A 23,321-nucleotide genomic window follows, 5' to 3' on the forward strand; every position below is an offset into this window, starting at 1 on the left:
TCGCCACGTCGCGCTCGACGTCGCCCGGAGCGCAGGCCGGACACCGTCCCGGACCGTCATCGAAGACCGTCCAGACGACCGTCCAGACGGCCATCCTGAAAGCGAGACGAAGCAATGAAGAAGATCAACGACCGGCTGCTGAGTTGGGCCTCGATGCTCGAGGACAACACCGAGCAGCAGGCCCGCACGACCGCACGCATGCCGTTCGTGTTCCCGCACCTTGCCCTGATGCCGGACGCCCACCTCGGCCTCGGCGCCACCGTCGGTTCCGTCATCCCGACCCTCGGCGCGGTCATGCCGGCTGCCGTCGGCGTCGACATCGGCTGCGGCATGATCGCGGTCCGGACCCAGTTCACCGAGGCCGACCTGCCCGACGACCTGCAGGAGCTGCGCGAGCAGATCGAGCGCGCGATCCCGCTGTCGGCCGGCGCGTCGAACCGCAAGATCGTCGCGACCGCCGAGCCGCGGATCGCCGAGCTCGAGGCGATGGCCGACGCCGCCGGGTTCGACCCCGCACAGGCGCACGGCGGCTGGCGCAACCAGCTCGGCACGCTCGGCTCCGGGAACCACTTCATCGAGGTCTCCCTCGACGAGCAGGACCGGGTCTGGCTCTTCCTGCACTCCGGATCGCGGGGCGTCGGCAACAAGATCGCGCAGCGGCACATCACGGTCGCCAAGCGGCTGATGGAGCGCTGGTGGATCCAGCTGGCGGACCCCGACCTCGCCTACCTGGTCGAGGGCACGCCGGAGTTCGACCGGTACATCGCCGAGCTGCGGTGGGCACAGCACTTCGCCCTGCTCAACCGCGAGGAGATGATGGACCGCGTCGTGCGGCAGCTGTCCGAGGTCGTCGGTACCCCCGTCGACGAGCAGGAGCGGATCAACTGCCACCACAACTTCACGCAGCGCGAGACGCACTGGGGGAAGTCCGTGTGGGTGTCCCGCAAGGGCGCGATCCAGGCGACGGCAGGTCAGGCCGGCCTGATCCCCGGGTCCATGGGCACGGCGTCGTACGTCGTCGAGGGCCTCGGCAACAAGCCGTCGCTCGAGTCGTCGCCGCACGGAGCCGGCCGGCTGTTCTCGCGGAGCGCGGCACGGCGGACCTTCACCCACGACCAGCTGCGGGAGGCGATGGTCGGCATCGAGTACCGCGACACCGACGCGTTCCTCGACGAGATCCCGGGCGCGTACAAGCCGATCGACCAGGTCATGGCGGATGCGTCGGACCTCGTGTCGATCCGGCACACGCTGCGGCAGGTCGTCAACGTGAAGGGCGACTGACGGGAGGCGCGGGTGCAGCCCGCCCCCGCGCCGCCCGTCCGACGTCGGTCCGCGTCCACTGCCCGGCGCGGCCCGGACAGACCGGCCCGCGTCGGGCACGCTTGACCGGATGAGCGACACAGCAGAGCACGCAGCACGGGAGACCGGACGACAGGTCCGACGAGCGGCGGACAGCCGCTGGTTCGAGCTGACTGCTCGCGCCGGCTTCGTCGGCAGCGGCATCGTCCACCTGCTGATCGGGTACCTCGCGATCCTGCTCGGCATCGGCAACGCGTCCTCCGGCGGTGAGACCGACCAGTCCGGAGCACTGCAGCAGATCGCTGCCGTGCCGGGCGGGGTCTTCCTGCTCTGGCTGATCGCGATCGGCACTGCAGCACTCACCGTGCGGCTGATCGTCGAGGCCGTCGTCGGCGGCCGGTCGGACAGCACGCGTGGGTGGCTCGCCCGGGCGAAGGACGTCGCGAAGGCCGTGGTCTACGGCATCATCGCGTACTCGTCGGCGTCGTACGCCCTCGGCGCCGGGTCGAGTTCCAGCAGCTCGTCGCAGAGTGCCGCGGCGAAGACCCTCGCGACGCCCGGCGGGGTGTTCGTGCTGCTCCTCGCCGGCGCGATCGCGGTCGCGGTCGGCATCGGGCTCGTGGTCATCGGGTGTCGGCGGACGTTCCGGAAGCAGATCACCCGACCGTCCGGGACGCTCGACCGGGTGGTCACGGTGCTCGGGGTCGTCGGGTACGTCGGCAAGGGCATCGCCGTGGTCATCGTCGGTGTGCTCATCGGTGTGGCCGGACTGCGGAGCGACCCGGAGCAGGCGACGGGCCTCGACGCGGCGTTCGACGCGGTGCGCTCGATGCCCGGTGGCGTGTTCGTCCTGGTCGCGATCGGCATCGGGTTCCTCGCCTTCGGCGTCTACAGCTTCTTCCGCGCGCGGTACGCCCGCCTCTGATCGGAGCGGACCCTGCGGACTTTCGTGCCAGGCGACACTCCACGCGCCCGCGGTCCCGTGAGGTGTCGCCCAGCGCGTGAACTGGTGGGCAGCGCGCCCGGCTGAGGGAGCACGGAGCCGGCGCCGGTAGACCGGTCCGATGAACACCAGCGCGACGACCGGGCCCGTGACCGTCTTCTCCGACGCCCGGGCGGTCCTCGCCGAGAGCATCGTGTGGGACCCGTCGGCGCAGCTGCTCCGCTGGACCGACATCACCCTCGGCACCCTCGTCACCGCGCAGTCCGACGGCACCGTGGTGTCGACGGTCCCGCTCCCGCCGCCGCTCGCGAGCTTCCAGCCGCGGGCCTCTGGCGGCTTCGTCGCAGCGCTCGGGGACACCGTCGTCGTGACGGACGAGCACGGGGTGGTCGAGCGTGAACTCACCCGCGTCGAGCACGCCACGGCCGGGCTCCGGTTCAACGAGGGCAAGTGCGACCCGTTCGGCCGCTTCCTGGTCGGCAGCATGAACCTGACGACGGGCGAGCCGGACGGCGCGCTGTACTCGGTCGAGGCCGACGGCACGACGCGACTGCTCCGCGGCGGCTTCGGCGTGACGAACGGCTTCGAGTGGTCGGACGACGGCACCGTGATGTACGTCACCGACACGAGCGCGTCGACGATCTACTGCGGGTCGTACGGTCCGGACGGCGAACTCGGCGAGCTCGAACCGTTCGTCGTCGGCCACGCCCACGACGGCCTGGTCCGCGACGACGAGGGCTGCTCGTGGAGTGCGGTCTACGGCGGCGGCCGGGTGGAGCGGTACGGCCCTGACGGATCGCACCTCGAGACCGTCGAGCTGCCCACCCCGAACGTGACGTCGGTGGCCTTCGGCGGCCCCGACCTGTCGACGCTCTTCGTCGCCTCGGCACGGGAGAACCTCACCGAGGAGCAACTCGAGCAGCACCCGTCCTCGGGGGCGATCCTGGCGGTGCCGACGCGGGTGCACGGGTTCCCCGCGAACACCTTCAGCGGCTGACCGGGCGGGAGCGCACGCTGCGGCGGTGTCCGCGGGTATCGTGGGCGCTCGCCCGACCCGAGGAGACCCACGTGAACGACGAGCGCACGGCAGCCACCCCGGACCCGGCCGGCGAACTCGCGGAGGCCGAGAACGCCGACGTCACCGTCGAGGTGGACCGGGTCGCGGTCGACGGCACGTACGTCCGCGTGAGTTCGATCGGCGAGCCGGGGGAGCGCGCCTTCCTGCTCGTCGCCGGCCTCGGCATCGCGGCCACCTACTACGAGCGGCTCGCCCCGCACCTCAACGAGAACGGCCCGGTGCACGCCCTCGACCTGCCCGGCTTCGCGGGCGTTCCCCGGTTCCGCGGGAAGGTCTCGATCGAGCGGTACGCCGACGCCGTCGAGAAGGTCATCGACGACCTCGGCCTGGTCGACCCTGTCCTGGTCGGCCACTCGATGGGCACCCAGGTCGTGACCGAGGTCGCGGCGCGTCACCCCGAGATCTCGGACCTCGTGCTCATCAGCCCGGTCGTCGACTCGCACGCGCGCACGGTCCGCCAGTCCGCGTTCCGGTTCCTGCGGTCGACCCTGCACGAGCCCTCGGCGGTCCGGTGGCACGGCATCACGGCGTACGCGCTGTGCGGGTGGCACTGGTTCTCGAAGGTGCTGCCGCGGATGATCGCGTTCCCGATCGAGGAGCGCGCGGCCCACGTGCAGGCGCGCACCCTCATCGTCCGCGGCGAGCACGACGCGATGGTCCCGCGGGACTGGATCCGCCGGCTCGCGCGGGTGTTCCCCTACGCGGTGCTGCGCGAGGTCGTCGACGGCGCCCACTCCGTGATGCACGCCCAGGCCGACGCGGTCGCACGGCTTGCGGTCGCGCACGTCGACCACCGGCTGCCGGACCGCGGGGTGGGTTCGCTGCAGCGGGTGCGCGACGACTCGACGGCGTCCGACCTGTCGCGCCTGAGTCCGAGCGAGGCGTGGATGCTCGTGAAGTCGCGCTTCGTCGAACTGGTCGGCATGGCGAAGAACGACGACGAGACCCTCGAGGCGGCGAAGTCCGCCCACGCGGTCGCGATGGCCGACGGCGACGACCTGCCGGTCGACCCCGCCGACCGCAAAGCGGTCGTCGACGCGGTCGCACCCGAGGCCGACCCGAACCGCTGACACGGGCACTGCAGGCGACGTACAGGAGGCCCGGTGCCGGTTCACGGAACCGGCACCGGGCCTCCGTCGGTCGCGTCCAGGGCGACCAGCGTGCCGGTCAGGCGGTGATGCGGCCCGGCAGCATGTCCGACGTCAGGGAGTTCGCCTCGGCGAGGACCTTGCGGGCCTCGTCGGTCTTGTCCCACACGTTCCAGAGCAGCACGCCGCGCACCGTGTCGTCGTCGTCCAGGTAGTAGACGACACCGGTGACGGTCGGGTCCTGCCAGTCCTCGACGGTCCGGAGCTTCGTGGAGACCTGCCCCACCGCCTCGTACCCCATGTCGAAGACGTCGGAGTAGAACATCGGCGTGTGGTCGTAGGTCTCGTCGGCATCGGCGAGGTTCCGGCCGGCCTGCCGACCCTGCTGCTGCGCGTTGTCGACGTGCTCGACCCGGCGGGTCCCGAGGATCCGGTCCGGGTACTCGGCGACGTCGCCGGCCGCGAAGACCGAGTCGTCGTCGGTGAGCAGCGTCGACGAGACCACGATGCCGTCACGCACCGTCAGGCCGGCGTCAACGGCGAGCTGGGTGGCGGGCTCGATGCCGAGTCCGGCGACCACGGCGTCGGCATCGAGGACCGTGCCGTCGTCGAGGGTGAGGGTGACGCCATCGGCCGTCTGCGTGCCGGACTCGACCCGGCGTCCGAGCCGGAGGTCCACGCCGGCGTCGACGAAGCGCTGTTGGAACGCACGCGCGAGGTCGTCCGGGAACATCCGGCCGCCCACGATGTCGTCGGGGTCGACCAGGGTGACGCGGGCACCGTTCTGCACGACCCCCGCGGTGATCTCCTGGCCGATGTAGCCGCCGCCGACGACGACCACGTGCGCCCCGGCGTCGGCGAGCTCGCGGAGCTTCCGGTAGTCGTCGGCGCTGCGGTAGTCGAGCACCCGGTCGGAGGGCTCCAGGCCCGGCAGCCCGCGGGGCTTGCCGCCGGTCGCGATGAGCAGCCGCTCGTAGCCGTGGGTCCGGCCGTCGGCCGTGGTCACGGTCTTCGATGCACGGTCGATCCCCGTCACCGCGGTGCCGAGGACGAACGACGCCCCGGTCTCCTCTGTGTGCAGGTCGACCTTCTCGTCCCAGCTGAAGTCCGGGTCGGTCCACAGCTTCTTCGACAGGGCCGGGCGGGCGTAGGGCCGGTCGACGTCCTCGCTGAGGATGCCGATCGTGCCGTCGGCGTCGAGCTCGCGGACACCGCGGGCGGCGGCGTCGGCGACCATCCCGCCGCCGATGATGAGGTATCGGTAGTCGGTCACGGTGCCTCCCGGCGTCAGATCGTGGCGACCGAGCCGGAGTCGACCCGGTAGTTGGAGCCGTTTACGAAGCTCGCGAGGTCGGAGCAGAGGAACGCGATGACGTTCGCGACCTCTTCCGGCTCACCGCGGCGCTTCAGCTCCATGTACGGACGTTCCTCGTCGAGGAAGCTCGTGATCGCGTCGTCGAAGCTCTGGTTCGTCTCCTTCGCCCGCTTGTTCATCATCGCGTCCGTCATGGGCGTGTGGATGAACGCGGGGCTGACGGTGTTCACGAGGACGCCCTCCTGCGCGTAGGTGCGCGACAGGCCCTTCGCGAACGACAGGACCCCGGCCTTCGCGGCGCAGTAGGGCAGTTCGTCGTCGTAGGGCTGCGAGGCGTCCTCGGACACGAGGTACACGATCCGGCCCCACCCGCCCTGCCGCAGGTCGCCGATGAACTCGCGCGTGATGCGGACCGGACCCATCAGGTCCACGTCGATGGTGTCGGCCCAACCCTGCTCGTCGATCTCGTGGAACAGTCCCTGGGCGCCGGTGACGCCCGAGGACTGCACCAGGATGTCGATCGCGCCGACGGCGTCCCGCACCTTGCCGTGCAGGTCCGCCAGGCTCGCCGCGCTCGTGACGTCGGCCGCGAACGCGTGCAGCTTGCCGAGCGGCGCTTCGAGCTGGTCGGCGCTGTTGTCGAGCTGCGCCTGGTCGAGGTCGCTCACGACCACGGTCGCACCCTCCGCCAGGAGGATGCGAGCCGTGTTCCAGCCGATGCCGGAGTCGGCACCGAAGACGAGCGCGGTCTTGCCCTGGATGCCGAGGTCCACTCGGTCCCCTAGGCGTGCGCCGAGGCGTCGGCGACGGCAGGCGTCGTGGCGGATGCCAGCGGCGTGCTCGGTGCGCGGTTCTCGGCGGAGACCATCCACGCGAGCTGCTCGAGGCGCTCGATGAAGCCGTGGAGCAGGTCCGCGGTCGTCGGGTCTTCGTCGTCGACCTCGTCGTGGACGTCGCGCATGGTGCCGGTCGCCTGGTAGAGGCGGAGCGTCACGTGGTCGATCGCGTCGTGCGTGGTGATCTCGCCCTCGGGGAACTGGTCGAGGTGGCTCGAGGCCGCGACCGTGCTCGAGCGTCCGTCCGGCACGGCGTACAGGGCGCGCATGCGCTCCGCCGTGTCGTCGGCGAACTCGCGTGCGGCGTCGACGATCTCGTCGAGCTGCAGGTGCAGGTCGCGGAAGTTCGTTCCGAGGATGTTCCAGTGGGCCTGCTTGCCCTGGAGGTGCAGGTCGATGAGGTCCACGAGGACCGCCTGGAGGTTCTTGGCCATCTTGTCCGAAGCGTGCATGGTGGTGGCTCCTTTCGCGTCGGTGACCCTTCCGGTCTACGCGGTGCGGCCGTGACCACTCTCAGTGCGCACGGAACCGCACTGTCCCCCGGGGTGTCCGCGGGGCGGAGCTCAGTGGGCCGGTGCCGGGTCGACCTGGTCGACGGCGCCGCGCATCTGCTCGAGGAACGACGCGACGATGCGTGCCTCGTCCGCTGGCAGTCCCTCGGCGATCGACATCATCCGGCGGTGCATGATGCCGAGGGTCGCGCGGACCTCGTCGTCGGTCTCGGTCGTCGGGGTGATCACGAGCGCTCGACGGTCGGTGGGGTGCGGGTCGCGACGCACGTGGTTCGACTTCACCAGGCGGTCGATCAGGATCGTGGTCGAGGCCGACGAGATCTTGAGGTAGGCGGCGAGGTCCTTCGGGCTGATGCTGCGGCCCGAGCGCTGCGACTGCAGCAGGAAGCGCACGGCGAGCAGGTCGGTCTCGCCCATGCCCATCGAGTCGCGGGTGCGACGGCGCATCGCGGTCTCGGCGGCCCGGTAGCGTCGCAGGGCGTTGAGCACGGCGACCCCGCGCTGGGTCGCGTCGTCGTCGGGGAACCAGTACCCGGACGCCTCGGTGATCTCCTGCGTTGCCATTGCCACAGGCTAGTCCGTCTCGTATGGAGGCCGTCTAGCGACTTCCTGTGGGTGTGCCTGCTTCGTTCCCGCCTGCAGGACGGGAGGCCCGTGGCGGGGTCGCCACGGGCCTCCCGTCCGTCCTGTGGTGCGGTCGACCGCACCCGGTCGCTCTACGCGGCGGCCTGCTCGGTCGAGGCGTCGGCGAGTGCGTTCAGCGCGCCCTGGACGAGCGAGGTGACCTCGGCGTCCTCGCCCGGGTGGGTCTCCGCGAAGCGGACGACCGACTGCGGGATCGCGACCTTGACGTCCTCGAGGACCTTCGCGCCGGCGATGCCGGCGACCTTGCGGGCGTCGTCGTGGGCCCACACGCCGCCGTACTGCCCGAACGCGGAACCGATGGCGGCGAGCGGCTTGCCGGACAGCGGCGAGGCGCCGAACGGACGCGACGCCCAGTCGAGGGCGTTCTTCAGGACGGCCGGGATCGTGCCGTTGTACTCGGGGGTGACGAGCAGGACGGCGTCCGCGGCGGCGATCGCGTCGCGGAAGGCGACCGCTGCGGCCGGCGGGGTGTCGCCGTCGATGTCCTCGTTGTAGAACGGCAGGTCGACGATGCCGTCGAACGTGGTGACCTCGATGCCCTCCGGCGCGTGGTGCGCCGCGGCCTCGGCGAGCTTGCGGTTGATGGAGTCGGCGCGGAGGCTGCCGACGAGTGCGAGGACGTTCGTCATGGTGATCCTTCTGGTTCGAGACGTTGTTCTGGGACGGAAAGGTGTCTGCGACAACCAATCCGAGCGTACGGCGTGCTATTCCCAGACCGCTGGGTACGGTGGCGATGGGTACGGTGGCGACGTGAGCACGCTTCGGACGCCGGCCAGCACGCCCCGCACGACGAACCCGGACTGGTGGCGCGATGCCGTCGTCTACCAGGTCTACCCACGCAGCTTCGCGGACTCGAACGCCGACGGCCTGGGCGACGTCGCGGGCATCACCAGCCGCGTGCCGTACCTGGCCGCGCTCGGCGTCGACGCGATCTGGCTCTCGCCGTTCTTCCCGTCGCCCCTCGCCGACGGCGGGTACGACGTGGCCGACTACCGGGCGGTCGATCCACGACTCGGCTCGCTCGAGGACCTGGACGCCCTGCTCCGGGCCGCGCACGAGCACGAGCTGCGGGTGATCGTGGACATCGTGCCGAACCACACCTCGGACGAGCACGAGTGGTTCCGGGCGGCGCTCGCATCCGCGCCGGGCTCGCCGGAACGGGCGCGGTACGTGTTCCGCGACGGAAGCGGTCCCGCCGGGGAACTGCCGCCGAGCGACTGGGTGTCGAACTTCGGCGGGAGCGCCTGGACCAGGGTCGCGGACGGTCAGTGGTACCTGCACCTCTTCGCACCCGAGCAGCCCGACCTGGACTGGTCCAACCCCGAGGTCCGTGCGGACTTCGAGGACACGCTGCGCTTCTGGTCGGACCGCGGGGTCGACGGCTTCCGGGTGGACGTCGCACACGGCCTGGCGAAGGACCTGTCGACGCCGTACCGCGCATCGAACGAGCACGCGCTGCCGCTCGACGGCTCCGACCCGCTGTACGACCGCGACGAGGTGCACGAGGTCTTCGCGTCCTGGCGCACCGTGCTCGACGAGTACGACCCGCCCCGGGCCGCCGTCGCCGAGGCCTGGGCACCGGCCCCGCGACGCGTCCTGTACGCCCGGCCCACCGAACTCGGGCAGGCGTTCAACTTCGACCTGCTCGAGGCGCCGTTCGAGGCCGCTGCGTTCCGGAGCATCATCGAGCGGAACCTGGCGGCGTCCGAGCAGTCCGGTGCGTCGAGCACCTGGGTGCTCTCGAACCACGACGTCGTGCGGCACGCCAGCCGGTACGGTCTGCCGGACGACACCGACACCGACGCGTGGTTGCTGACGGACGGGACCACCCCCGAGCTCGACCGCGAGCGGGGCCTGCGCCGAGCCCGCGCCGCGACCCTGCTGATGCTCGCGCTGCCCGGGTCGTCGTACGTCTACCAGGGCGAGGAACTCGGCCTGCACGAAGCCGCCGCGATCCCGCGTGACCAGTTGCAGGACCCGAAGTGGCTCCGCTCCGGACACACCGTCAAGGGCCGTGACGGGTGCCGTGTGCCGATCCCGTGGACGACCTCCGGGCCGTCGTTCGGCTTCGGTGACGTCGCGCCGCTGCTGCCGCAGCCCGCTGACTTCGGGGCGTCGTCGGTGCAGGCGGAGGACGGCGATCCCATGTCCACCCTGACGCTGTACCGGGCAGCGCTCGACGCGCGTCGCCGGTTGCAGCAGGGGGAGGAGCTCACCTGGTTGGACTCCGACGACCGCGTCGTGGCCTTCGCCCGGCACGACGGGTGGCGGTCGGTCACGAACTTCGGCACGACGCCCGTGCCGCTGCCGTCGGGTGACGTCGTGGTCGCGTCCGGGCCGCTCGGTGACGCGGCCGGCGTGCTGCCGGGTGTCCTCCCCGGCGAGACGACGGTCTGGTTGGCCTGAGCGGACCAGCTCCGTCCGTTCTCCTCCACAGCCAGGAGGCCCGTGGCCGCGTTCCACAGATCGGTTCCGGCCCGCCGTCCGGTGACGCCCGGATCGCGACGATCGGGGCATGACAGAACCCACTGCTCCAGCATCCGTCCCACGTCCGGTCCGGTCACGGGTGGCCCGTCGCCTCGCAGCGGCGTGCACCGCGCTGACCGCGCTCGCCGTGCTCGCGGCACCGACGATCCTGCCCACGGGGTCGAGTGCGGCGACGCTCGACTTCCCCTACGTCAACCAGTTCTCCAGTGCGTCCGGCGGCGCCCTGCACGGTGACGCCGCGGTCTCCGGCGGACGACTCCGGCTGACCGCGGACGTCCGCAACCAGGCCGGCGCCTGGTCGACGAACGACACGTTCCCCTCGGACACCGGGCTCGAGATCGAGTTCACCTACGCGATGCACACCGCGAAGGACGACCCCGGGGCCGACGGCCTGCTGCTGTACCTCGCCGACGGTGCAGCGGCACAGGGCGTGGGATCGTTCGGTGCCGGGCTCGGGTACGCCTGCCGCAAGGAGGCCACCGAGGGCGGCGGGCGGCTGTGCGACCTGCCGGGGGTGCCCGGTGGCTTCGCCGGGATCGCGATCGACCACTACGGCAACTTCTCGTCGCGCATCAACGCCTCCGGGCCGGGAGCCCAGCCGGACCACGTCGTCGTCCGCGGCTCCGGCAACGGGCTCGAGGGCTACCGGTACGTCGCCGGGGCTCCCGCTCCCGGCGGCACGGTGACGAACGGGTCGACGCCGCGGACGGTGCGCATCACCCTGCTGCCCGGGGACGCCGGCGAGCTCTCGATGACCGTCCGGCTGCAGGTCGGCTCGACGATGCGCACCGTGCTCGACGCGGTCCCCCTGCACGGGGACGACCAGGCACCGCTGCCGAGCACCCTCCGCCTCGGGTTCGCCGGCGCCACCGGCAGCCACGTGAACAACCACGAGGTGGACGCCCTCAGGGTGTGGAAGCCCGCCGACCTGTCCGTCGAGCACGACCTGCCCGCCACCGCCGTCGCCGGGGAACCCGTCCGGTACACCGTCACGGCGCGCAACCCCGGACCGAACGCCGCCGACCCCAGCCCGCTGCAGGTGGACGTCCCGGACACGATCGAGGGCGCTTCCTGGACGTGCGAGGCGGCGGAGGGCTCTGGCTGCGCCACCCCGTCCGGGCAGGGCGACGTGGCGACCGACCTCGACCTGCCCCGCGGTGGTTCGGCGGTGGTGACGGTCGAGGGGCGGATCGCCGACGGCGTCGAGGGGCCGGTCGAGAGCGTCGCCACCATCGCACCACCGACGTCGTTGTCCGACACGAACGAGTCCGACAACACCTCGCGGGCGAGCACGACCGTCACCACGCCGCCGGTCGTCGCCCACGTCGAGACGGACAAGACGGTGTCGCCGTCCACCGTCGAACCCGGCGACGAGGTGGAGTACACCGTGACCGCACGGAACCGCGGACCGTCGGTCGCCCAGCAGGTCGGCGCGGTGGACGACCTGCCCGAGGCGATGCGCTTCGTCGGGTCCGACGACGGCTGCACGGCCGAGGGGCAGCGGGTGACCTGCCGGTCGGACGTGGCGCTCGCCGTGGGGGAGACCCACGACTTCCGGCTCCGTGCCGTCCTCGACCCGGAGTACCAGGGGGACGGGTCCGACGTGGTGAACGTGGCCACAGCGACCTCCCCGACGGACCCGGACGGCGGCGACCCGTCGACCGAGGTCGCGATCGTCGTCGAGCAGGACGACGACGGGCCCGCGCCGTCCCCGTCCCCGGCGCCCGGACCCGACGACGACGACGAGGCATCGGTGCCGGATGCTCCCCGCGGTGACGACGGCAACGACGACGGCGACCGGGATCCCCGTGGCCCGGTCGCCGACGCGGGACCGCAGGTCGCACGCGGCGCCCTCGCGTACACCGGCGTCGACGACCTCGGACTGCTCGCCGCGCTCGCAGCGGTGGTGGTCGCGGCCGGTTCGACGTGCTGGTGGCTCGCTCGTCGGCGTGCACGGCGGTCGGTGGTGACGGACGACCAGCCGCGGTCCTGATCCAGCGAACGGGGTGGCGTCGTTCGGGCGACGCCACCCCACCGGGTATTCGAGCATCCTCAGTGCTGCGGGACCCCCGGCGGTCGGTCGGCTGCCACCGCGGCGGTAGGATCGATCTCACGATCCGCATGCCTGAAAGAGGTCCCGTGTCCGACACCGTGGACGACGCCACCACCGTGAACGAGGCGACCCAACGCGCGCGGTACTGGCCGATCCCGATCCTCCGGGCCGTGCCCGCCGCGGTCGTCGCGCTCGTCATCACCTTCTCGACGAACCACGCCGCCGGCTACGGCCTGCTGCTGTTCGCCGGCTTCGCCCTGGTCGAGGGACTCGTGCTCCTGTGGGCGGGCGTCGCGCGGCTCCCGCTCGACGGTCGGTCCCGCCGCACCACGTTGCTGCAGGCCGTCATCACCCTGCTCGCCGCCGTCGCCGGGTTCGCCGGCAACGGTCTCGGGCTGCCGGCGTTCATCTCGGTCATCGTCGCCTTCGCGGTGCTCACCGGGGCCCTCGAGCTGGCACAGGGACTGCGGGCTCGTCGTCGTTCCCCCTTCGCGCGGGACTGGACCACGATCGGCGCACTCACCCTGCTGCTCGCGATCGCGTTCCTCATCACCCCGCCGGACTACTCGCAGCAGCTCGGTGGGGTGGAGCAGGTCACCGGCACGCTGGACGCCTCGATCGTCCTGGTCGGCCTGCTCGGCGCCTACCTCGCCATCACGGCGGTCTTCCACGTGATCGCCGGCCTCTCGCACAAGTGGGGCACGGCCACGCCGGCCGTCGCCCCGGACGGAGCACCACACGCATGACCACCCCCAGCCGCCGTGACCGTCTGCGCCCGGTCGAGCTCCTCGGGATCTCCGCGATCATCGCGGTGTTCACCGGGCTCGTCGTGCTGTTCTCGACGCGGGAACTGCAGCTGGCCGTGATCTTCCTCGGCGTCGCGTTCATCGTGGTGGTCGTCGTGCTCGCGATGCTCCAGCTCGCGTCGACCAGCGACCAGGACGACAACGACATGCTCGGCGGACACAAGACGCCCGGCGACGGCGAGGGCGACGACTTCCACTGATCCGCATCGGGCGCGGTCGATCGCACCGCGGTCCGGACACGCCCGGGATCACGTTTCCGCCACGGTCCTGTCAGGATCGCGCGTCCTGCCGACACCTCTGGGTGAAGGAGGTGGGATGTGGACGTGACGACCGGCACCGACACGGACGAAGGACTCGTCCGTGCGATCGCGCAAGGGGACACCGGTGCGCTCGCACGGGTGTTCGACCGCTACGCCGCCACGCTCACCCGGTACGCCTGGGCGCTCGTCGACGACCGGTCCGACGTCGAGGAGATCGTGCAGGACACGTTCCTGACCCTCTGGCAGCGAGCGGTGACGCTCGAGCTCCCGGCCGACACCGTGTTGCCGTGGCTGCTCGTCGTCTGCCGGAACCACGCCTTCAACACCGGCCGGAAGCGGGCCCGTCGGCGCGCTGACGAGCTGCCCGAACACCTGGCCGCTCCCACCGACCAGGACGAGGCCCGTGACCTCCTGCGCTGGGTCCGCGACGAGATCGCCGCACTCCCCGCCACCGACCGCCGCATCTGCGAGCTCTGCCTGCTCGAGGGGTACTCGTACGCCGAGGCCGCCGAGATGCTCGGACTCAGTGTCGGAGCGGTCACGCAGCGGGTCTCCCGCAGCCGACGCCGACTCAAGAAGGTGGTGACGCACGATGAACACTGAACCTCCCGAGGGAGACGACCTGCAGCGCATGCTCGTCTCGATGAAGCAGAACGTCCTCGAGCGCGCCACCCCGCGGTCCGCACGGCGGCGGGGCCGATCCGGCATCGTCATCGGTGTCGTGGCGCTCCTGGCCGTGGGCACCGCGACCGGAGCCGTCGCCCTGACGCTCTCCCAGCAGGACACCCCGGTCGCCGCGCCCACCCAGACGCAGGTGCCCGAGCCCTCGCCCACCGCGACGACCCCGTCCTCCGCGCCGATCACCGGTGCACCGACCCCGACGTCCACACCGAGCGCCCCGGTGGACGTGGCGACGATACCGACGGACTGTCGCGCGCTCGTCTCGGCAGCGGACTACGACCGCTTCTTCGGGGACACTCCGTTGACGCAGGCCGATCCGCCGTCGGGAACCGATCGGGTCCCCGACGGCCAGGACCCGGCAGGCGTCGAGTCGAAGGTCTCCTGCACGTGGCGTGACCCGCGCGCGGACGTCTCGGGGATCGAGGTCCGGGTCGGGACCGCCACCGAGGCCGCCATCCAGCAGGAGATCGACGAGTTCCCGGCGCACGACGGCGGGGGGACGTGCACCGAGCGCGACGGCGGGACGTTCTGCCAGTCCCGCGGGATCGTGGAGCCCTACGGCGTGGAAAAGGCGTACACGTACTTCGCCCGAGGTGACACCTGGATCACCATCGAGCAGACCAACGTCCCGACCGACGGGCTCCTGCCCGCTCTCATCGTGACGATCTGGGGGGACTGACGGCCGGGAGGCCCGTGGCGGACCCGCCCCGCGCCTCCCGTCCGTCGGTGGGACCCACCAACCGGCGCCGCGTCACACGACGCGCGCCGCGACGAGGTCGCGTGCGAGCGTCCGGACGGCACGGTTCGGCTCCGGACTCGTGCGGATCGCCAGGCCGATGCGGAGCGGTTCGACCGCGTCCTCGAGCTCGAGGACCGCGCCGTCGTGCCGCACCCCGGAGTCCGGCACGACCCCGACCCCCAGCCCCGCCGAAGCGAACCGGATCACCGCGGGCATGTCGTTCATCTCGGCGACGATCCGCCGCCGGATCCCGAGCCGTTCGAGTGCGCCGTCCAGGATGATCCGGTTGCCGAACCCGTGCGCGGTGTCGACGAAGGGCTCGTCCGCGAGCTCGGCGAGCGACACCGACCGGCGCCCGGCCAGCGGGTGGTCCGACGCCGTGAAGACGCGGAACGGCATCTCCCGGAGCGGTTCGACCACGACTCCGGCCGGCACCGTCGGCAGCCCGGTGTACGCGAGGTCGAGCCGTCCGGCGACGAGGTCCTGCACGAGCCCGGTCGTGCCGGACGGCGAGGTCATGAGCTCCACGGTGACGAGCGGGTGCCGCCGCCGGAACCGCTGCAGCACGCCGGTCAGGTCGACGATGTCCATGCTCGTGAAGATGCCGAGCCGCACCCGTCCGCGCAGGTCGGCGTCGTCCACCGTCGCCAGGTCGCGCATCCGGTCGAGCGACTCCAGCACGGCGCGGGCGTGGGGGAGCAGGTCCTCGCCGGCGGTCGTGAGGACGAGGTGCCGTCCGGTGCGGTCGAACAGCCGCACGCCGAAGGTCCGCTCGAGCGAGGCGATCCCGGCCGACACCGTGGACTGCGCCGCCCAGAGCCGTTCGGCCGCGCGGGTCACGCTGCCCTCGGCGGCGACGGTGACGAACTGTTCGAGCAGGCGGGTCTCCATCTCCCCATCATCGATCCGATCGATGGACGGTATCAAGAGCATCCGTTGGACTCGATGGTCGGTGCGCGCGATCATCGGAGCATGTCAACCGTGACCGACACCCCGACGGGCGCTCTCCCCGCCACCGCATCCGCGCCCGCGAGCGACCGCGTCCCGGCCCCGCGTGGCCGTCGTGCGCACACCCGTCGGCGCCACGGCTTCGGCTTCTGGGCCGTCGCCTTCGCGTTCCTGTCGGTGATGGCCTTCGCGACCGTCCCCGCACCGCTGTACGTCATCTACCAGGCACGAGACGGCTTCCCGACGTTCACCACCACGATCATCTTCGCCGCGTACGGCGTCGGGGTCGTCGGGTCCCTGTACCTGGCCGGGCACCTCAGCGACGTGCACGGGCGGAAGCCGCTCATCCTCGTGTCGATCGCGCTCGAGCTCGTCGCCGCCGTGCTGTTCCTGGTCTGGAACGACGTCACCGGCCTCATCGTCGCGCGGCTCGTGACCGGCCTCGGCGTCGGCACGCTCACCGCCACGGCGACCGCCCACCTCGGTGAGCTGCGGGTCCGTGCGACCGGTTCGTCCGACTCGGCGAAGGGCGCGAGCGTCGCCGCCGGTGCCGTGAACCTCGGCGGGCTGTCGCTCGGCGCCCTCGTCGGCGGGGCGCTCGCCGAGTTCGTCGGAGCGCCGCTCATGGTGCCGTACGTCGTCTTCGTCGTCGCGCTGACCGTGGCCTTCGTGCTCGTCCTCGTGGTGCCGGAGACCGTCGCCCGCCCCGAGACCCGCGTGCCCTACCGCCCGCAGCGCATGCAGGCGCCGGAGGGCAAGGCCGCCGCGTTCTGGGCAGCCGGTGCCGCAGCGTTCGCGGCCCTCGCGGTCCAGGGGCTCTTCACCTCGGTCGCCCCGACGTTCCTCGGCACCACCTTCCACGTCACCGACCGCCTGGCGGCCGGTGCGACGACCTTCGGGGTGTTCGCCGCGAGCGCCGTCTCGCAGATCGTGTTCGCCCGACTGACGCAGCGCACGCAGATCCGACTCGGCATGGTGCTCCTGGTCGGCGGTCTGGCGGTGCTCGCCGTCGCCGCGGTCCTGCTGCAGGTCGCCGGCTTCATCGGCGGTGGCGTCGTGGCGGGCGCCGGGGTCGGGCTGCTCTTCCGGGCCAGCATCGCGAGCGCCGGAGCCCTGGTCGGTCCCGAGCGTCGCGGCGGGGTGCTCGCGGCCACGTTCCTCATCGCGTACGCCGGGCTGACGGTGCCGGTCGTGGCCGTCGGGGCGGCGCTCCTGGTGATCCCGACCCTGCCCGTCCTGATCGGGTACGTGGTGCTCGTCGCCGTCCTGGCCGTCGTCGCCGGCACCCGACTGGCCGCGCGCGCCTGACGCGGGGCGGGCCTCCCGTCCGCCCGTCGCATCCCGGAACCAGGTCCCGGACACCGAACCACGCGATCGCGCGGTGTCGTGTCCGGAACCTGGTTCCGTCGTCAGGGTCGCACTCCCGGCATACTGGGCGCGTGCCCCAGAACCGCAACCGTCCCGTGATCACGGGGATCGCGGCCGTGGTGGCCGCCGGTCTCCTCGCCGGCGGGCTGTTCCTGACGGCGCGGCAAGGCGCGGACGACCCGACCATCGGGGCCGGATCGAGCTCCGGGACGCCGAGTGACGCTGCAACCGCCTCCGGCGACGGCACCGTCACGATCACCCGGACCGGGCCGGACCTGCCCGGCGACGCCACCCTGGCGCGGTGCGACTCCACGACCCAGGCGGCCGTCGCCCAGTACGACACCGCGGCGCTCGGGCGGGTCACGCTGCAGTGCGGCACGTCGGCGCAGGGCTACGAGCACATTCGGCAGCGACACACCGCCGACTGGCAGGAGGTCGTCGCGGGCCACGGCTCCCGCGACTGGGACGACGCGATGCTCACGGCCGTGCAGACGGCGCTGGTCGCACCGCGAGCGGGGTTCCCGGTCGACGCCGGCGACGGCAAGGTCTGCTACGCGGCGCCGGTGCGGTTCGACGACGGGTCGCGCCCGGAGGCGGACCCGTTCGTGAAGGTCATCGTCTCCGCCACCACCGACCGCGTCATCACGGCGTACCCGACGCGCACCGACGACTGCTGACGCGGGCGCGGGCGAACGCCGACCCCGAACGACACTCTCGATGTCGTACGACGTCGAGGATGTCGTCTCCGGGCACCGGCAACAGTGCGCGCGTGCAACGAACGACGACGCCGATGTCGTACGACGTCGACGAAGTCGTTCCGCGTCGACAAGCACAACGCACGCCAGCACCCCTACGCGTGCACCTCGTGCTCGTGCCGCCGGTGCGACGCGGGCTCCAGCTGGAAGGTCGAGTGCTCCACGGGCACGTCGAAGTGCTCCGCCACGCACTGCTGCAGCTCGTCGAGGATCCGCGGAGCGTGCGCCGTCGAGAAGCACTCGTCGTCCACCACCACGTGGGCGGTCAGGTTCGGGACCCCCGTCGCCACCAGGGTCGCGTGCAGGTCGTGCACGGCGATGACGTGCTCGAGCTCGAGGATGTGGCCCCGCACGTCATCGAGGTCGAGCCCCGGCGGCGTGGACTCGAGCAGCACGTTCGCGGTCTCGCGCAGCAGCCGGATCGCCCGCGGCAGGATGAGCAGGCCGATGAGGATCGCCGCGACCGAGTCGGCACGCTCCCACCCGGTCAGCATGAGCACGACCGCGGCGGCGATGACGGCGACCGAGCCGAGGGTGTCGTTGAGGACCTCGAGCCGGGCGGCGCGCGAGGTGAAGCCCTCGCCCGAGGCCCGCAGCAGCACGCCGTAGGCCACCAAGTTGCCGACGAGTCCGATGATGCCGAACACGAGGAGCGGCCCGGAGTGGATCTCGGCGGGCACGAACAGCCGTTGGATCGCGGAGATGATCACGAAGACGCCGACCGCGAGCAGGATCGCCGCCTGGGCGGTGGCACCGAGCACCTCGGCACGTTGGAAGCCCCACGTGCGCTGCGTCGTCGGGCTGCGGCGGGCGAGCCGCGTCGCGACGAGTCCGATGCCGAGCCCACCGGTGTCGACGACCATGTGCCCGGCATCGACCAGCAGCGCGAGGGAGCCCGTGACGACGGCGCCGACGACCTCGGCCAGCAGGATCGTCGCCGAGATGCAGAACGCGATGAGCAGTGCGCGCTCGGACGCGTGCCCGTGCGAGTGCCCTGCTCCGTGGTCGTGACCCATGTGCCACATCGTAGGGATCGGCACCGACGACATGCCAGGATCGGGACGTGACCCGGTCGCCCTACGAGCTGTCCACACCATCCGACGTGCTGGCCCGGTTGCACCCGCGGCTGTCGGCGTACTTCGGCGCGATCCCGCCGGGCCACGTCGGCCGCGGTGAAGGGGTGTTCGACGTCGTCGGCACACCGCGCCGGTGGCTGTGGCCGCTGCTCGCCTGGTTCGCCCGCGATGCCGTCATGTTCCCGGTCTGGGAGCGGGACGTCCCCTTCACGGTCGAGAACCACCCGGCTCGCGTCCGTCGTGGTCGTGCCGGACGGGAGGCCCGCCCCGCGGTCCGCGCGCACCGCACCTTCCGGTTCCGCTCCGGCAGCCGCACGATGGTGGACGCCATCACCGCCGAACCGGACGGCCTGGTCGACCACCTCGGTCGCCACGGGCGCGTCAGCGCCCGGCTCCGGGCGGAGGTCGACGCGCACGGGCCGGACGCGGGCGCCCTGCGCCTGGTCTCCACGCGCGTGACGTTCCGTGCGATGGGACGCGAGGTGCGCCTCCCGGCCCTCATCGCACCACGTGTGACGCTGATGGAACGATTCGATGACGAAGCGGACCTCCAGCGCGTGTCCCTGGTGCTCTCGGCGCCGGTGCTCGGCACGCTGTACCGGTACGAGGGGGCGTTCCGGTACGAGATCGCGCCGGACACAGGACGGGGATGAGATGAGCGACCAGAAGGGCCGCGTCGTGATCGCGGGAGCGAGCGGGTTCGTGGGGCAGTACCTGCGTGATGCCTTCACCGAAGAGGGCTACCAGGTCGTCACGGTGGGCCGGACCGGTGATGCGGTGTGGGGCAACACCCTGCGCATCCGCGAGCTCGTCGACGGTGCAGCCCTCGTCGTGAACATGGCGGGCAAGAGCGTCAACTGCCGGTACGGCCGCCGGAACCGCGCCGAGATCACGCGCTCGCGGGTGGACACCACGCTCGAGCTCGCCGAGGCCATCCGCACCGCCGAGCAGCCGCCACCGCTGTGGCTGAACGCCTCGACGGCGACGATCTACCGGCACGCCGACGACCGCCCCCAGGACGAACTGACCGGCGAGCTCGGCGAGGGCTTCTCGGTCTCCGTGGCGCGCGCGTGGGAGGACGCGTTCTTCGGCGCCGACCTGCCGTCGACCCGTCGGGTGGCACTCCGGATGGCGATCGTGTTCGGTGACGGCAGCGCGCTCGTGCCGCTCCTCCGGCTGGCGCAGACGGGCCTCGGTGGGCCGCAGTACGACGGCGCCTGGGTGCCGACGCGTTCTCGGCTGCGGGCAGGGACGTACCACCACCACCGACCGACCCGCGGTCGACAGCGGTTCAGCTGGGTGCACATCGCCGACGTCCTCGGCTCGATCCGGTTCGTCCGCGACCACCCGGAGCTCGAGGGGCCGGTGAACGTGTCGAGCCCGAACCCGTCCGACAACCGGACCGTGATGGCGACGATCCGCGACGCCGTGGGCCGCAGGTTCGGACTGCCGACGCCACGGTGGATGCTCGAGGTCGGGTCCTTCGCGATCCGCACCGAGACCGAACTGGTGCTCAAGAGCCGATGGGTGGTGCCGACGCGGTTGACCCAGGCGGGTTACGAGTTCCGGTACCCGCACCTGCGCGGTGCGCTCGCCGGGATCATCGCGGAGCGTCGCCAGCACCGGGGCTGAGCACCGGCACCAGGACCCCGTCGACCGGCGTGGGGACCGGCTCGTCTGACAGCCGCGCCGGTCGCGACGACCACAGCACCGCCCCGACCACGACGGCACCGGCGAGCACCTCGACCAGGTCGGGCACCTCGCCGAAGGCCGCCCACGACGCGAGCACACCGACGACCGGCACGAGCATCGAGAACGGCGCGACCGTGCTCGACGGGTAGGTCGCCATCAGCCGCGACCAGATCCCGTAGCCGACCAGGGTCGCGACGAGCACGATGTAGAGCAGGCCGAGGTCCGCCGGCAGGGCCTCGGGGGTGAAGGCCGTGCCGAGTGCGGCGCCGATGCGGTCCGGCCCCTCGACCACGAACGACAGCACGGCCATCGGGATCGGCGGCACGACCGACCACCAGAGCGTCAGGTGCAGCGGGTTCGCGGCTCCTGCTCGTCGGGTCGCGACGTTGCCGATCGCCCACCCGAGCGCGCCGCACAGCGCCAGCACCACCGGCAGCAGGGCCGCCGTCTGCGACCGGTGCAGGGCGATCAGGCCGAGGGCGGCGACCGCGATCGTCACGCCGATGACCTGTCGCCCGGTGAGCCGTTCGCGCAGGAACACCCCGGCGAGCACCACGGTGAACGGCGCCGAGGCCTGCAGCACGAGCGAGGCGAGCCCGGACGGCATCCCCGACGCCATGCTCAGGTACAGGAACGAGAACTGCAGCACCCCGAGCCCGAACCCGACGAGCAGCAGCCGCCCGAACGGGATCTTCGGCCGCGGGACGAACAGCAGCGTGGGGACCGCCAGGATCGTGAACCGCAGGGCCGCGAGCAGGAACGGCGGGAAGTGCTCGAGGGCGAGCGCGGTCGCGGGGAAGTTCAGGCCCCAGACGACGGCGACGACCAGGGCGAGGAGGCGGTCACGGGTGGTCATGCTCTGATCGTGGTGGCTCCGAAGGTGTAGGACCAGCGAATTGTTCGCAACCGACGTTGTAGCCTCCCTGCATGGTCGACTTCGACGTGCAGCTGCTCGCCGTCCTGCGCGAACTTGCCGAGCGCGGCAGCGTCACCGCCGTCGCCGAGGCCACGCACCGCACGCCCAGCGCGGTGTCGCAGCAACTGCAGACGCTGCAGCGGCAGGTGGGCGTCCCGCTCGTCGAGCGCATCGGACGCGGCGTCCGGCTCACCGCCCACGGCGAGGTGCTGGCCGGCCTGTCCGCCGGCGTCGCCACGGCGATCGCCCGGGTCGACGCCGCGTGGCAGGAGCACCTGGGCGGTGCGACGGGCCGCGTCGACCTCGCGATCTTCCCGTCGGCGGCTGAACTGCTGCTACCCGGAGTCCTCACCCGGATGCGCGCGCACCCCGGCATCGAGCTGGCCCTCGTCGACGTGGACGTCAGCGAGGGGGAGTTCGCACCCCTGGCCGCCGACCACGACATCGTCGTCGGACACCGGTCGGACGGGGTGCGGCCGGCGGACCAGGGATCGGTCGAGACCGTGCCGCTCCTGCGCGAACCGCTCGACGTCGCGGTGCCACCGGGACACCGGCTCGCCGGTCGTGAGCGGGTCGGGATCGACGAGGTGGTCGGCGAGACCTGGATCGGCGTGCCCGAGGGCTACCCGATCGACCGGGTCCTGCAGGCGATGGCGGCGGCGTCGGACGCCCCGCCGAGCGTCGCCTTCCGGACGATCCACCTGCCCGTCATCGAGAACCTGGTCGCAGCGGGCCACGGCGTCGCGCTCGTGCCGCGGTACACCTCGGGCACCCGGGCGTCCGGCCGGTTCCACCTGGCCGAGCTGGCCGACGTGCGCGCGGGGCGCCGGATCGAGGCGCTGGTCCGCCCCGACCGTGCGGTCCGCCCCGTGGTGCGCACCGTCCTGGAGGCACTGGTCGCCGAGGCCCTGGACGTCACCACCTGAGACGGTCGCGCCCACTGCCGGGCGCACGCCGTGCCTCCAGTCCGGGTGTGCGCCACGGCAGACCCGTTTCGTGCGCGGAAACGCGCTCAGCGCACCTGGAACGGTGTGCCGAGCGGCAGGAGCTCGGCCAGGGCGCTGATGTCGGCGTTGTGCATGCGGATGCAGCCGTGCGAGGCAGCGGTCCCGATGCTCGAGCTGTCGTCGGTGCCGTGCAGGCCGATCTGGCCCGGGCCGCCGCCGAACGAGTTGAGCACGTCCGAGAACGCCGTCGTGCCGTACGCGTACGGGCCGTAGCCGCTGTTCGTCGGGGCGAGCAGCTCGGTCAGGGCGAAGCGGCCGGTCGGCGACGGGGTGCCGCCGGTGCCGGTCGCGACGGGGTAGCTGTCGACGACCTTGCCGTCCTTGTACAGGTCGAGCGTGTTCTCCGCGCGGGTGACCACGATCGCGTACGGGTCCTCGGTGAGGGTGACCGCGCTCGTCGGGACCCACCCGGTGCTGCCGTTCGGACGCTGTGCGAGCTGTACCTGCGCCCAGCCGTCCTGCTGGTCGACGACCCGGAAGACGAGTGGTGCTCCGGACGACTGCGGGTTCGACAGGGTGGTCGTGGCCGTGCCACCGGGCGTACTGCTGACCGGCACGCTGTCACCGCGGACTGCGGCGACGGTGGTACTCGCGGGCGCGTCGACCGCATCGGTGGGGCCCGCGGAGCGCGTCGGGCCCGGTGTCGCCGTGGGGGTCGGCGTCGCGCTCGCGGCGACGGACCGTGTCGGGGTCGGCGCGGGGGCCGCCGACAGGGGGCCGAGGGCGACGAACGCCACCGCCCCGGCGCAGACGACGGCCACGGCGGCGGCGATCAGTGTCGCGCGCCGCCGTGGCTCGGTCGGGAGGATCGGCAAGA

The 23,321-nt window shown here is 72.1% G+C and carries 24 protein-coding genes; 15 read left to right on the plus strand and 9 right to left on the minus strand.

Translation table 11 applies throughout. The annotated features are described in order from the left end of the window. Positions 1 to 114: 114 nt before the first annotated feature. The 4 genes from EDF28_RS04720 to EDF28_RS04735 all read left to right on the plus strand — a co-directional run bounded on the left by EDF28_RS04720 (position 115) and on the right by EDF28_RS04735 (position 4,390). Positions 115 to 1,281, plus strand: coding sequence for an RtcB family protein (locus tag EDF28_RS04720; RefSeq protein ID WP_123937339.1), 1,167 nt, complete (start codon positions 115 to 117; stop codon positions 1,279 to 1,281). 109 nt (positions 1,282 to 1,390) lie between these two features. Continuing rightward, positions 1,391 to 2,224, plus strand: coding sequence for a DUF1206 domain-containing protein (locus tag EDF28_RS04725; protein ID WP_123293429.1), 834 nt, complete (start codon positions 1,391 to 1,393; stop codon positions 2,222 to 2,224). A 139-nt stretch (positions 2,225 to 2,363) separates the two neighbouring features. Next, complete coding sequence (locus tag EDF28_RS04730; protein WP_123937340.1) at positions 2,364 to 3,239, plus strand: SMP-30/gluconolactonase/LRE family protein; 876 nt, start codon at positions 2,364 to 2,366, stop codon at positions 3,237 to 3,239. Positions 3,240 to 3,310: 71 nt separating this feature from the next. Next, the gene (locus EDF28_RS04735) at positions 3,311 to 4,390 is read left to right on the plus strand and encodes an alpha/beta fold hydrolase (protein WP_123937341.1); all 1,080 of its coding nucleotides are present in this window, start codon (positions 3,311 to 3,313) and stop codon (positions 4,388 to 4,390) included. Positions 4,391 to 4,487: 97 nt separating this feature from the next. Here EDF28_RS04735 and EDF28_RS04740 read toward each other — a convergent pair whose 3' ends face one another. The 5 genes from EDF28_RS04740 to EDF28_RS04760 all read right to left on the minus strand — a co-directional run bounded on the left by EDF28_RS04740 (position 4,488) and on the right by EDF28_RS04760 (position 8,345). After that, positions 4,488 to 5,681, minus strand: a complete 1,194-nt coding sequence (locus tag EDF28_RS04740; RefSeq protein WP_123937342.1) for an NAD(P)/FAD-dependent oxidoreductase — start codon at positions 5,679 to 5,681, stop codon at positions 4,488 to 4,490. A 14-nt stretch (positions 5,682 to 5,695) separates the two neighbouring features. Next, entirely contained in the window at positions 5,696 to 6,496 is an 801-nt protein-coding gene (locus EDF28_RS04745) for an SDR family NAD(P)-dependent oxidoreductase (RefSeq protein ID WP_111086919.1), read from the minus strand. A gap of 8 nt (positions 6,497 to 6,504) precedes the next feature. Then, positions 6,505 to 7,011, minus strand: coding sequence for a Dps family protein (locus EDF28_RS04750; RefSeq protein WP_123937343.1), 507 nt, complete (start codon positions 7,009 to 7,011; stop codon positions 6,505 to 6,507). Between the two features lie 111 nt (positions 7,012 to 7,122). After that, positions 7,123 to 7,635: a MarR family winged helix-turn-helix transcriptional regulator gene (locus tag EDF28_RS04755; RefSeq protein WP_123339939.1), complete on the minus strand. Its 513-nt coding sequence runs from the start codon at positions 7,633 to 7,635 to the stop codon at positions 7,123 to 7,125. 152 nt (positions 7,636 to 7,787) lie between these two features. Continuing rightward, positions 7,788 to 8,345: an NADPH-dependent FMN reductase gene (locus EDF28_RS04760; protein ID WP_123937344.1), complete on the minus strand. Its 558-nt coding sequence runs from the start codon at positions 8,343 to 8,345 to the stop codon at positions 7,788 to 7,790. Between the two features lie 121 nt (positions 8,346 to 8,466). On the opposite strand from EDF28_RS04760, the gene EDF28_RS04765 reads away from it, so the two are divergent. The 6 genes from EDF28_RS04765 to EDF28_RS04790 all read left to right on the plus strand — a co-directional run bounded on the left by EDF28_RS04765 (position 8,467) and on the right by EDF28_RS04790 (position 14,682). Further along, positions 8,467 to 10,122, plus strand: a complete 1,656-nt coding sequence (locus EDF28_RS04765) for a glycoside hydrolase family 13 protein (protein ID WP_260154532.1) — start codon at positions 8,467 to 8,469, stop codon at positions 10,120 to 10,122. 109 nt (positions 10,123 to 10,231) lie between these two features. Next, the gene (locus EDF28_RS04770; RefSeq protein ID WP_123937346.1) at positions 10,232 to 12,196 is read left to right on the plus strand and encodes a lectin-like domain-containing protein; all 1,965 of its coding nucleotides are present in this window, start codon (positions 10,232 to 10,234) and stop codon (positions 12,194 to 12,196) included. A gap of 146 nt (positions 12,197 to 12,342) precedes the next feature. Beyond that, positions 12,343 to 13,002 (plus strand): DUF308 domain-containing protein, encoded by a 660-nt coding sequence (locus EDF28_RS04775; RefSeq protein ID WP_123293438.1) that lies wholly within the window; start codon positions 12,343 to 12,345, stop codon positions 13,000 to 13,002. Next, positions 12,999 to 13,262: a hypothetical protein gene (locus EDF28_RS04780; protein ID WP_111086912.1), complete on the plus strand. Its 264-nt coding sequence runs from the start codon at positions 12,999 to 13,001 to the stop codon at positions 13,260 to 13,262. Before EDF28_RS04775 ends, EDF28_RS04780 begins: the two co-directional genes overlap by 4 nt. Positions 13,263 to 13,385: 123 nt before the next feature. After that, positions 13,386 to 13,925 (plus strand): RNA polymerase sigma factor, encoded by a 540-nt coding sequence (locus EDF28_RS04785; protein ID WP_123937347.1) that lies wholly within the window; start codon positions 13,386 to 13,388, stop codon positions 13,923 to 13,925. Next, positions 13,915 to 14,682 carry a hypothetical protein gene (locus EDF28_RS04790; protein ID WP_123937348.1) on the plus strand — a complete coding sequence of 256 codons (768 nt, stop codon included), beginning with the start codon at positions 13,915 to 13,917 and terminating at the stop codon, positions 14,680 to 14,682. Before EDF28_RS04785 ends, EDF28_RS04790 begins: the two co-directional genes overlap by 11 nt. Positions 14,683 to 14,754: 72 nt before the next feature. Here the strand turns inward: EDF28_RS04790 and EDF28_RS04795 are convergent, their stop codons facing one another. After that, entirely contained in the window at positions 14,755 to 15,633 is an 879-nt protein-coding gene (locus EDF28_RS04795; protein ID WP_185094129.1) for a LysR family transcriptional regulator, read from the minus strand. Positions 15,634 to 15,714: 81 nt separating this feature from the next. Here EDF28_RS04795 and EDF28_RS04800 point away from each other — a divergent pair, with 81 nt between their 5' ends. Beyond that, positions 15,715 to 16,998, plus strand: a complete 1,284-nt coding sequence (locus tag EDF28_RS04800; RefSeq protein ID WP_123937350.1) for an MFS transporter — start codon at positions 15,715 to 15,717, stop codon at positions 16,996 to 16,998. A 131-nt stretch (positions 16,999 to 17,129) separates the two neighbouring features. Next, positions 17,130 to 17,735 carry a hypothetical protein gene (locus tag EDF28_RS04805; RefSeq protein ID WP_123937351.1) on the plus strand — a complete coding sequence of 202 codons (606 nt, stop codon included), beginning with the start codon at positions 17,130 to 17,132 and terminating at the stop codon, positions 17,733 to 17,735. 173 nt (positions 17,736 to 17,908) lie between these two features. Here EDF28_RS04805 and EDF28_RS04810 read toward each other — a convergent pair whose 3' ends face one another. Next, positions 17,909 to 18,829 (minus strand): cation diffusion facilitator family transporter, encoded by a 921-nt coding sequence (locus EDF28_RS04810; protein ID WP_111086907.1) that lies wholly within the window; start codon positions 18,827 to 18,829, stop codon positions 17,909 to 17,911. 47 nt (positions 18,830 to 18,876) lie between these two features. Between EDF28_RS04810 and EDF28_RS04815 the strand changes: the two genes are divergently transcribed. Together EDF28_RS04815 and EDF28_RS04820 are read left to right on the plus strand one after the other, a co-directional pair. Next, the gene (locus EDF28_RS04815; protein WP_123937352.1) at positions 18,877 to 19,542 is read left to right on the plus strand and encodes a DUF4166 domain-containing protein; all 666 of its coding nucleotides are present in this window, start codon (positions 18,877 to 18,879) and stop codon (positions 19,540 to 19,542) included. Between the two features lies 1 nt (position 19,543). Then, positions 19,544 to 20,521 carry an epimerase gene (locus EDF28_RS04820; RefSeq protein WP_123937353.1) on the plus strand — a complete coding sequence of 326 codons (978 nt, stop codon included), beginning with the start codon at positions 19,544 to 19,546 and terminating at the stop codon, positions 20,519 to 20,521. Here EDF28_RS04820 and EDF28_RS04825 read toward each other — a convergent pair. Then, positions 20,490 to 21,437 carry an EamA family transporter gene (locus EDF28_RS04825; RefSeq protein WP_123937354.1) on the minus strand — a complete coding sequence of 316 codons (948 nt, stop codon included), beginning with the start codon at positions 21,435 to 21,437 and terminating at the stop codon, positions 20,490 to 20,492. The genes EDF28_RS04820 and EDF28_RS04825 overlap by 32 nt on opposite strands. A 71-nt stretch (positions 21,438 to 21,508) precedes the next feature. Between EDF28_RS04825 and EDF28_RS04830 the strand changes: the two genes are divergently transcribed. Then, positions 21,509 to 22,423, plus strand: a complete 915-nt coding sequence (locus EDF28_RS04830; protein WP_123937355.1) for a LysR family transcriptional regulator — start codon at positions 21,509 to 21,511, stop codon at positions 22,421 to 22,423. Between the two features lie 86 nt (positions 22,424 to 22,509). Here the strand turns inward: EDF28_RS04830 and EDF28_RS04835 are convergent, their stop codons facing one another. Beyond that, complete coding sequence (locus EDF28_RS04835; protein ID WP_260154533.1) at positions 22,510 to 23,319, minus strand: L,D-transpeptidase family protein; 810 nt, start codon at positions 23,317 to 23,319, stop codon at positions 22,510 to 22,512. Positions 23,320 to 23,321: the final 2 nt, after the last annotated feature.

This window comes from Curtobacterium sp. PhB137 (genome assembly GCF_003814955.1).
GTDB lineage: Bacteria > Actinomycetota > Actinomycetes > Actinomycetales > Microbacteriaceae > Curtobacterium.

Excerpts from the sequence above, each read along its gene's own strand:
- EDF28_RS04790 (WP_123937348.1), top strand. The coding sequence starts at position 13,915 with ATGAACACTGAACCTCCCGAGGGAGACGACCTGCAGCGCATGCTCGTC.
- EDF28_RS04810 (WP_111086907.1), bottom strand. The coding sequence starts at position 18,829 with ATGGGTCACGACCACGGAGCAGGGCACTCGCACGGGCACGCGTCCGAG.
- EDF28_RS04725 (WP_123293429.1), top strand. The coding sequence starts at position 1,391 with ATGAGCGACACAGCAGAGCACGCAGCACGGGAGACCGGACGACAGGTC.
- EDF28_RS04750 (WP_123937343.1), bottom strand. The coding sequence starts at position 7,011 with ATGCACGCTTCGGACAAGATGGCCAAGAACCTCCAGGCGGTCCTCGTG.
- EDF28_RS04770 (WP_123937346.1), top strand. The coding sequence starts at position 10,232 with ATGACAGAACCCACTGCTCCAGCATCCGTCCCACGTCCGGTCCGGTCA.
- EDF28_RS04760 (WP_123937344.1), bottom strand. The coding sequence starts at position 8,345 with ATGACGAACGTCCTCGCACTCGTCGGCAGCCTCCGCGCCGACTCCATC.
- EDF28_RS04830 (WP_123937355.1), top strand. The coding sequence starts at position 21,509 with ATGGTCGACTTCGACGTGCAGCTGCTCGCCGTCCTGCGCGAACTTGCC.
- EDF28_RS04780 (WP_111086912.1), top strand. The coding sequence starts at position 12,999 with ATGACCACCCCCAGCCGCCGTGACCGTCTGCGCCCGGTCGAGCTCCTC.
- EDF28_RS04755 (WP_123339939.1), bottom strand. The coding sequence starts at position 7,635 with ATGGCAACGCAGGAGATCACCGAGGCGTCCGGGTACTGGTTCCCCGAC.
- EDF28_RS04795 (WP_185094129.1), bottom strand. The coding sequence starts at position 15,633 with ATGGAGACCCGCCTGCTCGAACAGTTCGTCACCGTCGCCGCCGAGGGC.
- EDF28_RS04800 (WP_123937350.1), top strand. The coding sequence starts at position 15,715 with ATGTCAACCGTGACCGACACCCCGACGGGCGCTCTCCCCGCCACCGCA.
- EDF28_RS04720 (WP_123937339.1), top strand. The coding sequence starts at position 115 with ATGAAGAAGATCAACGACCGGCTGCTGAGTTGGGCCTCGATGCTCGAG.
- EDF28_RS04730 (WP_123937340.1), top strand. The coding sequence starts at position 2,364 with ATGAACACCAGCGCGACGACCGGGCCCGTGACCGTCTTCTCCGACGCC.
- EDF28_RS04825 (WP_123937354.1), bottom strand. The coding sequence starts at position 21,437 with ATGACCACCCGTGACCGCCTCCTCGCCCTGGTCGTCGCCGTCGTCTGG.
- EDF28_RS04820 (WP_123937353.1), top strand. The coding sequence starts at position 19,544 with ATGAGCGACCAGAAGGGCCGCGTCGTGATCGCGGGAGCGAGCGGGTTC.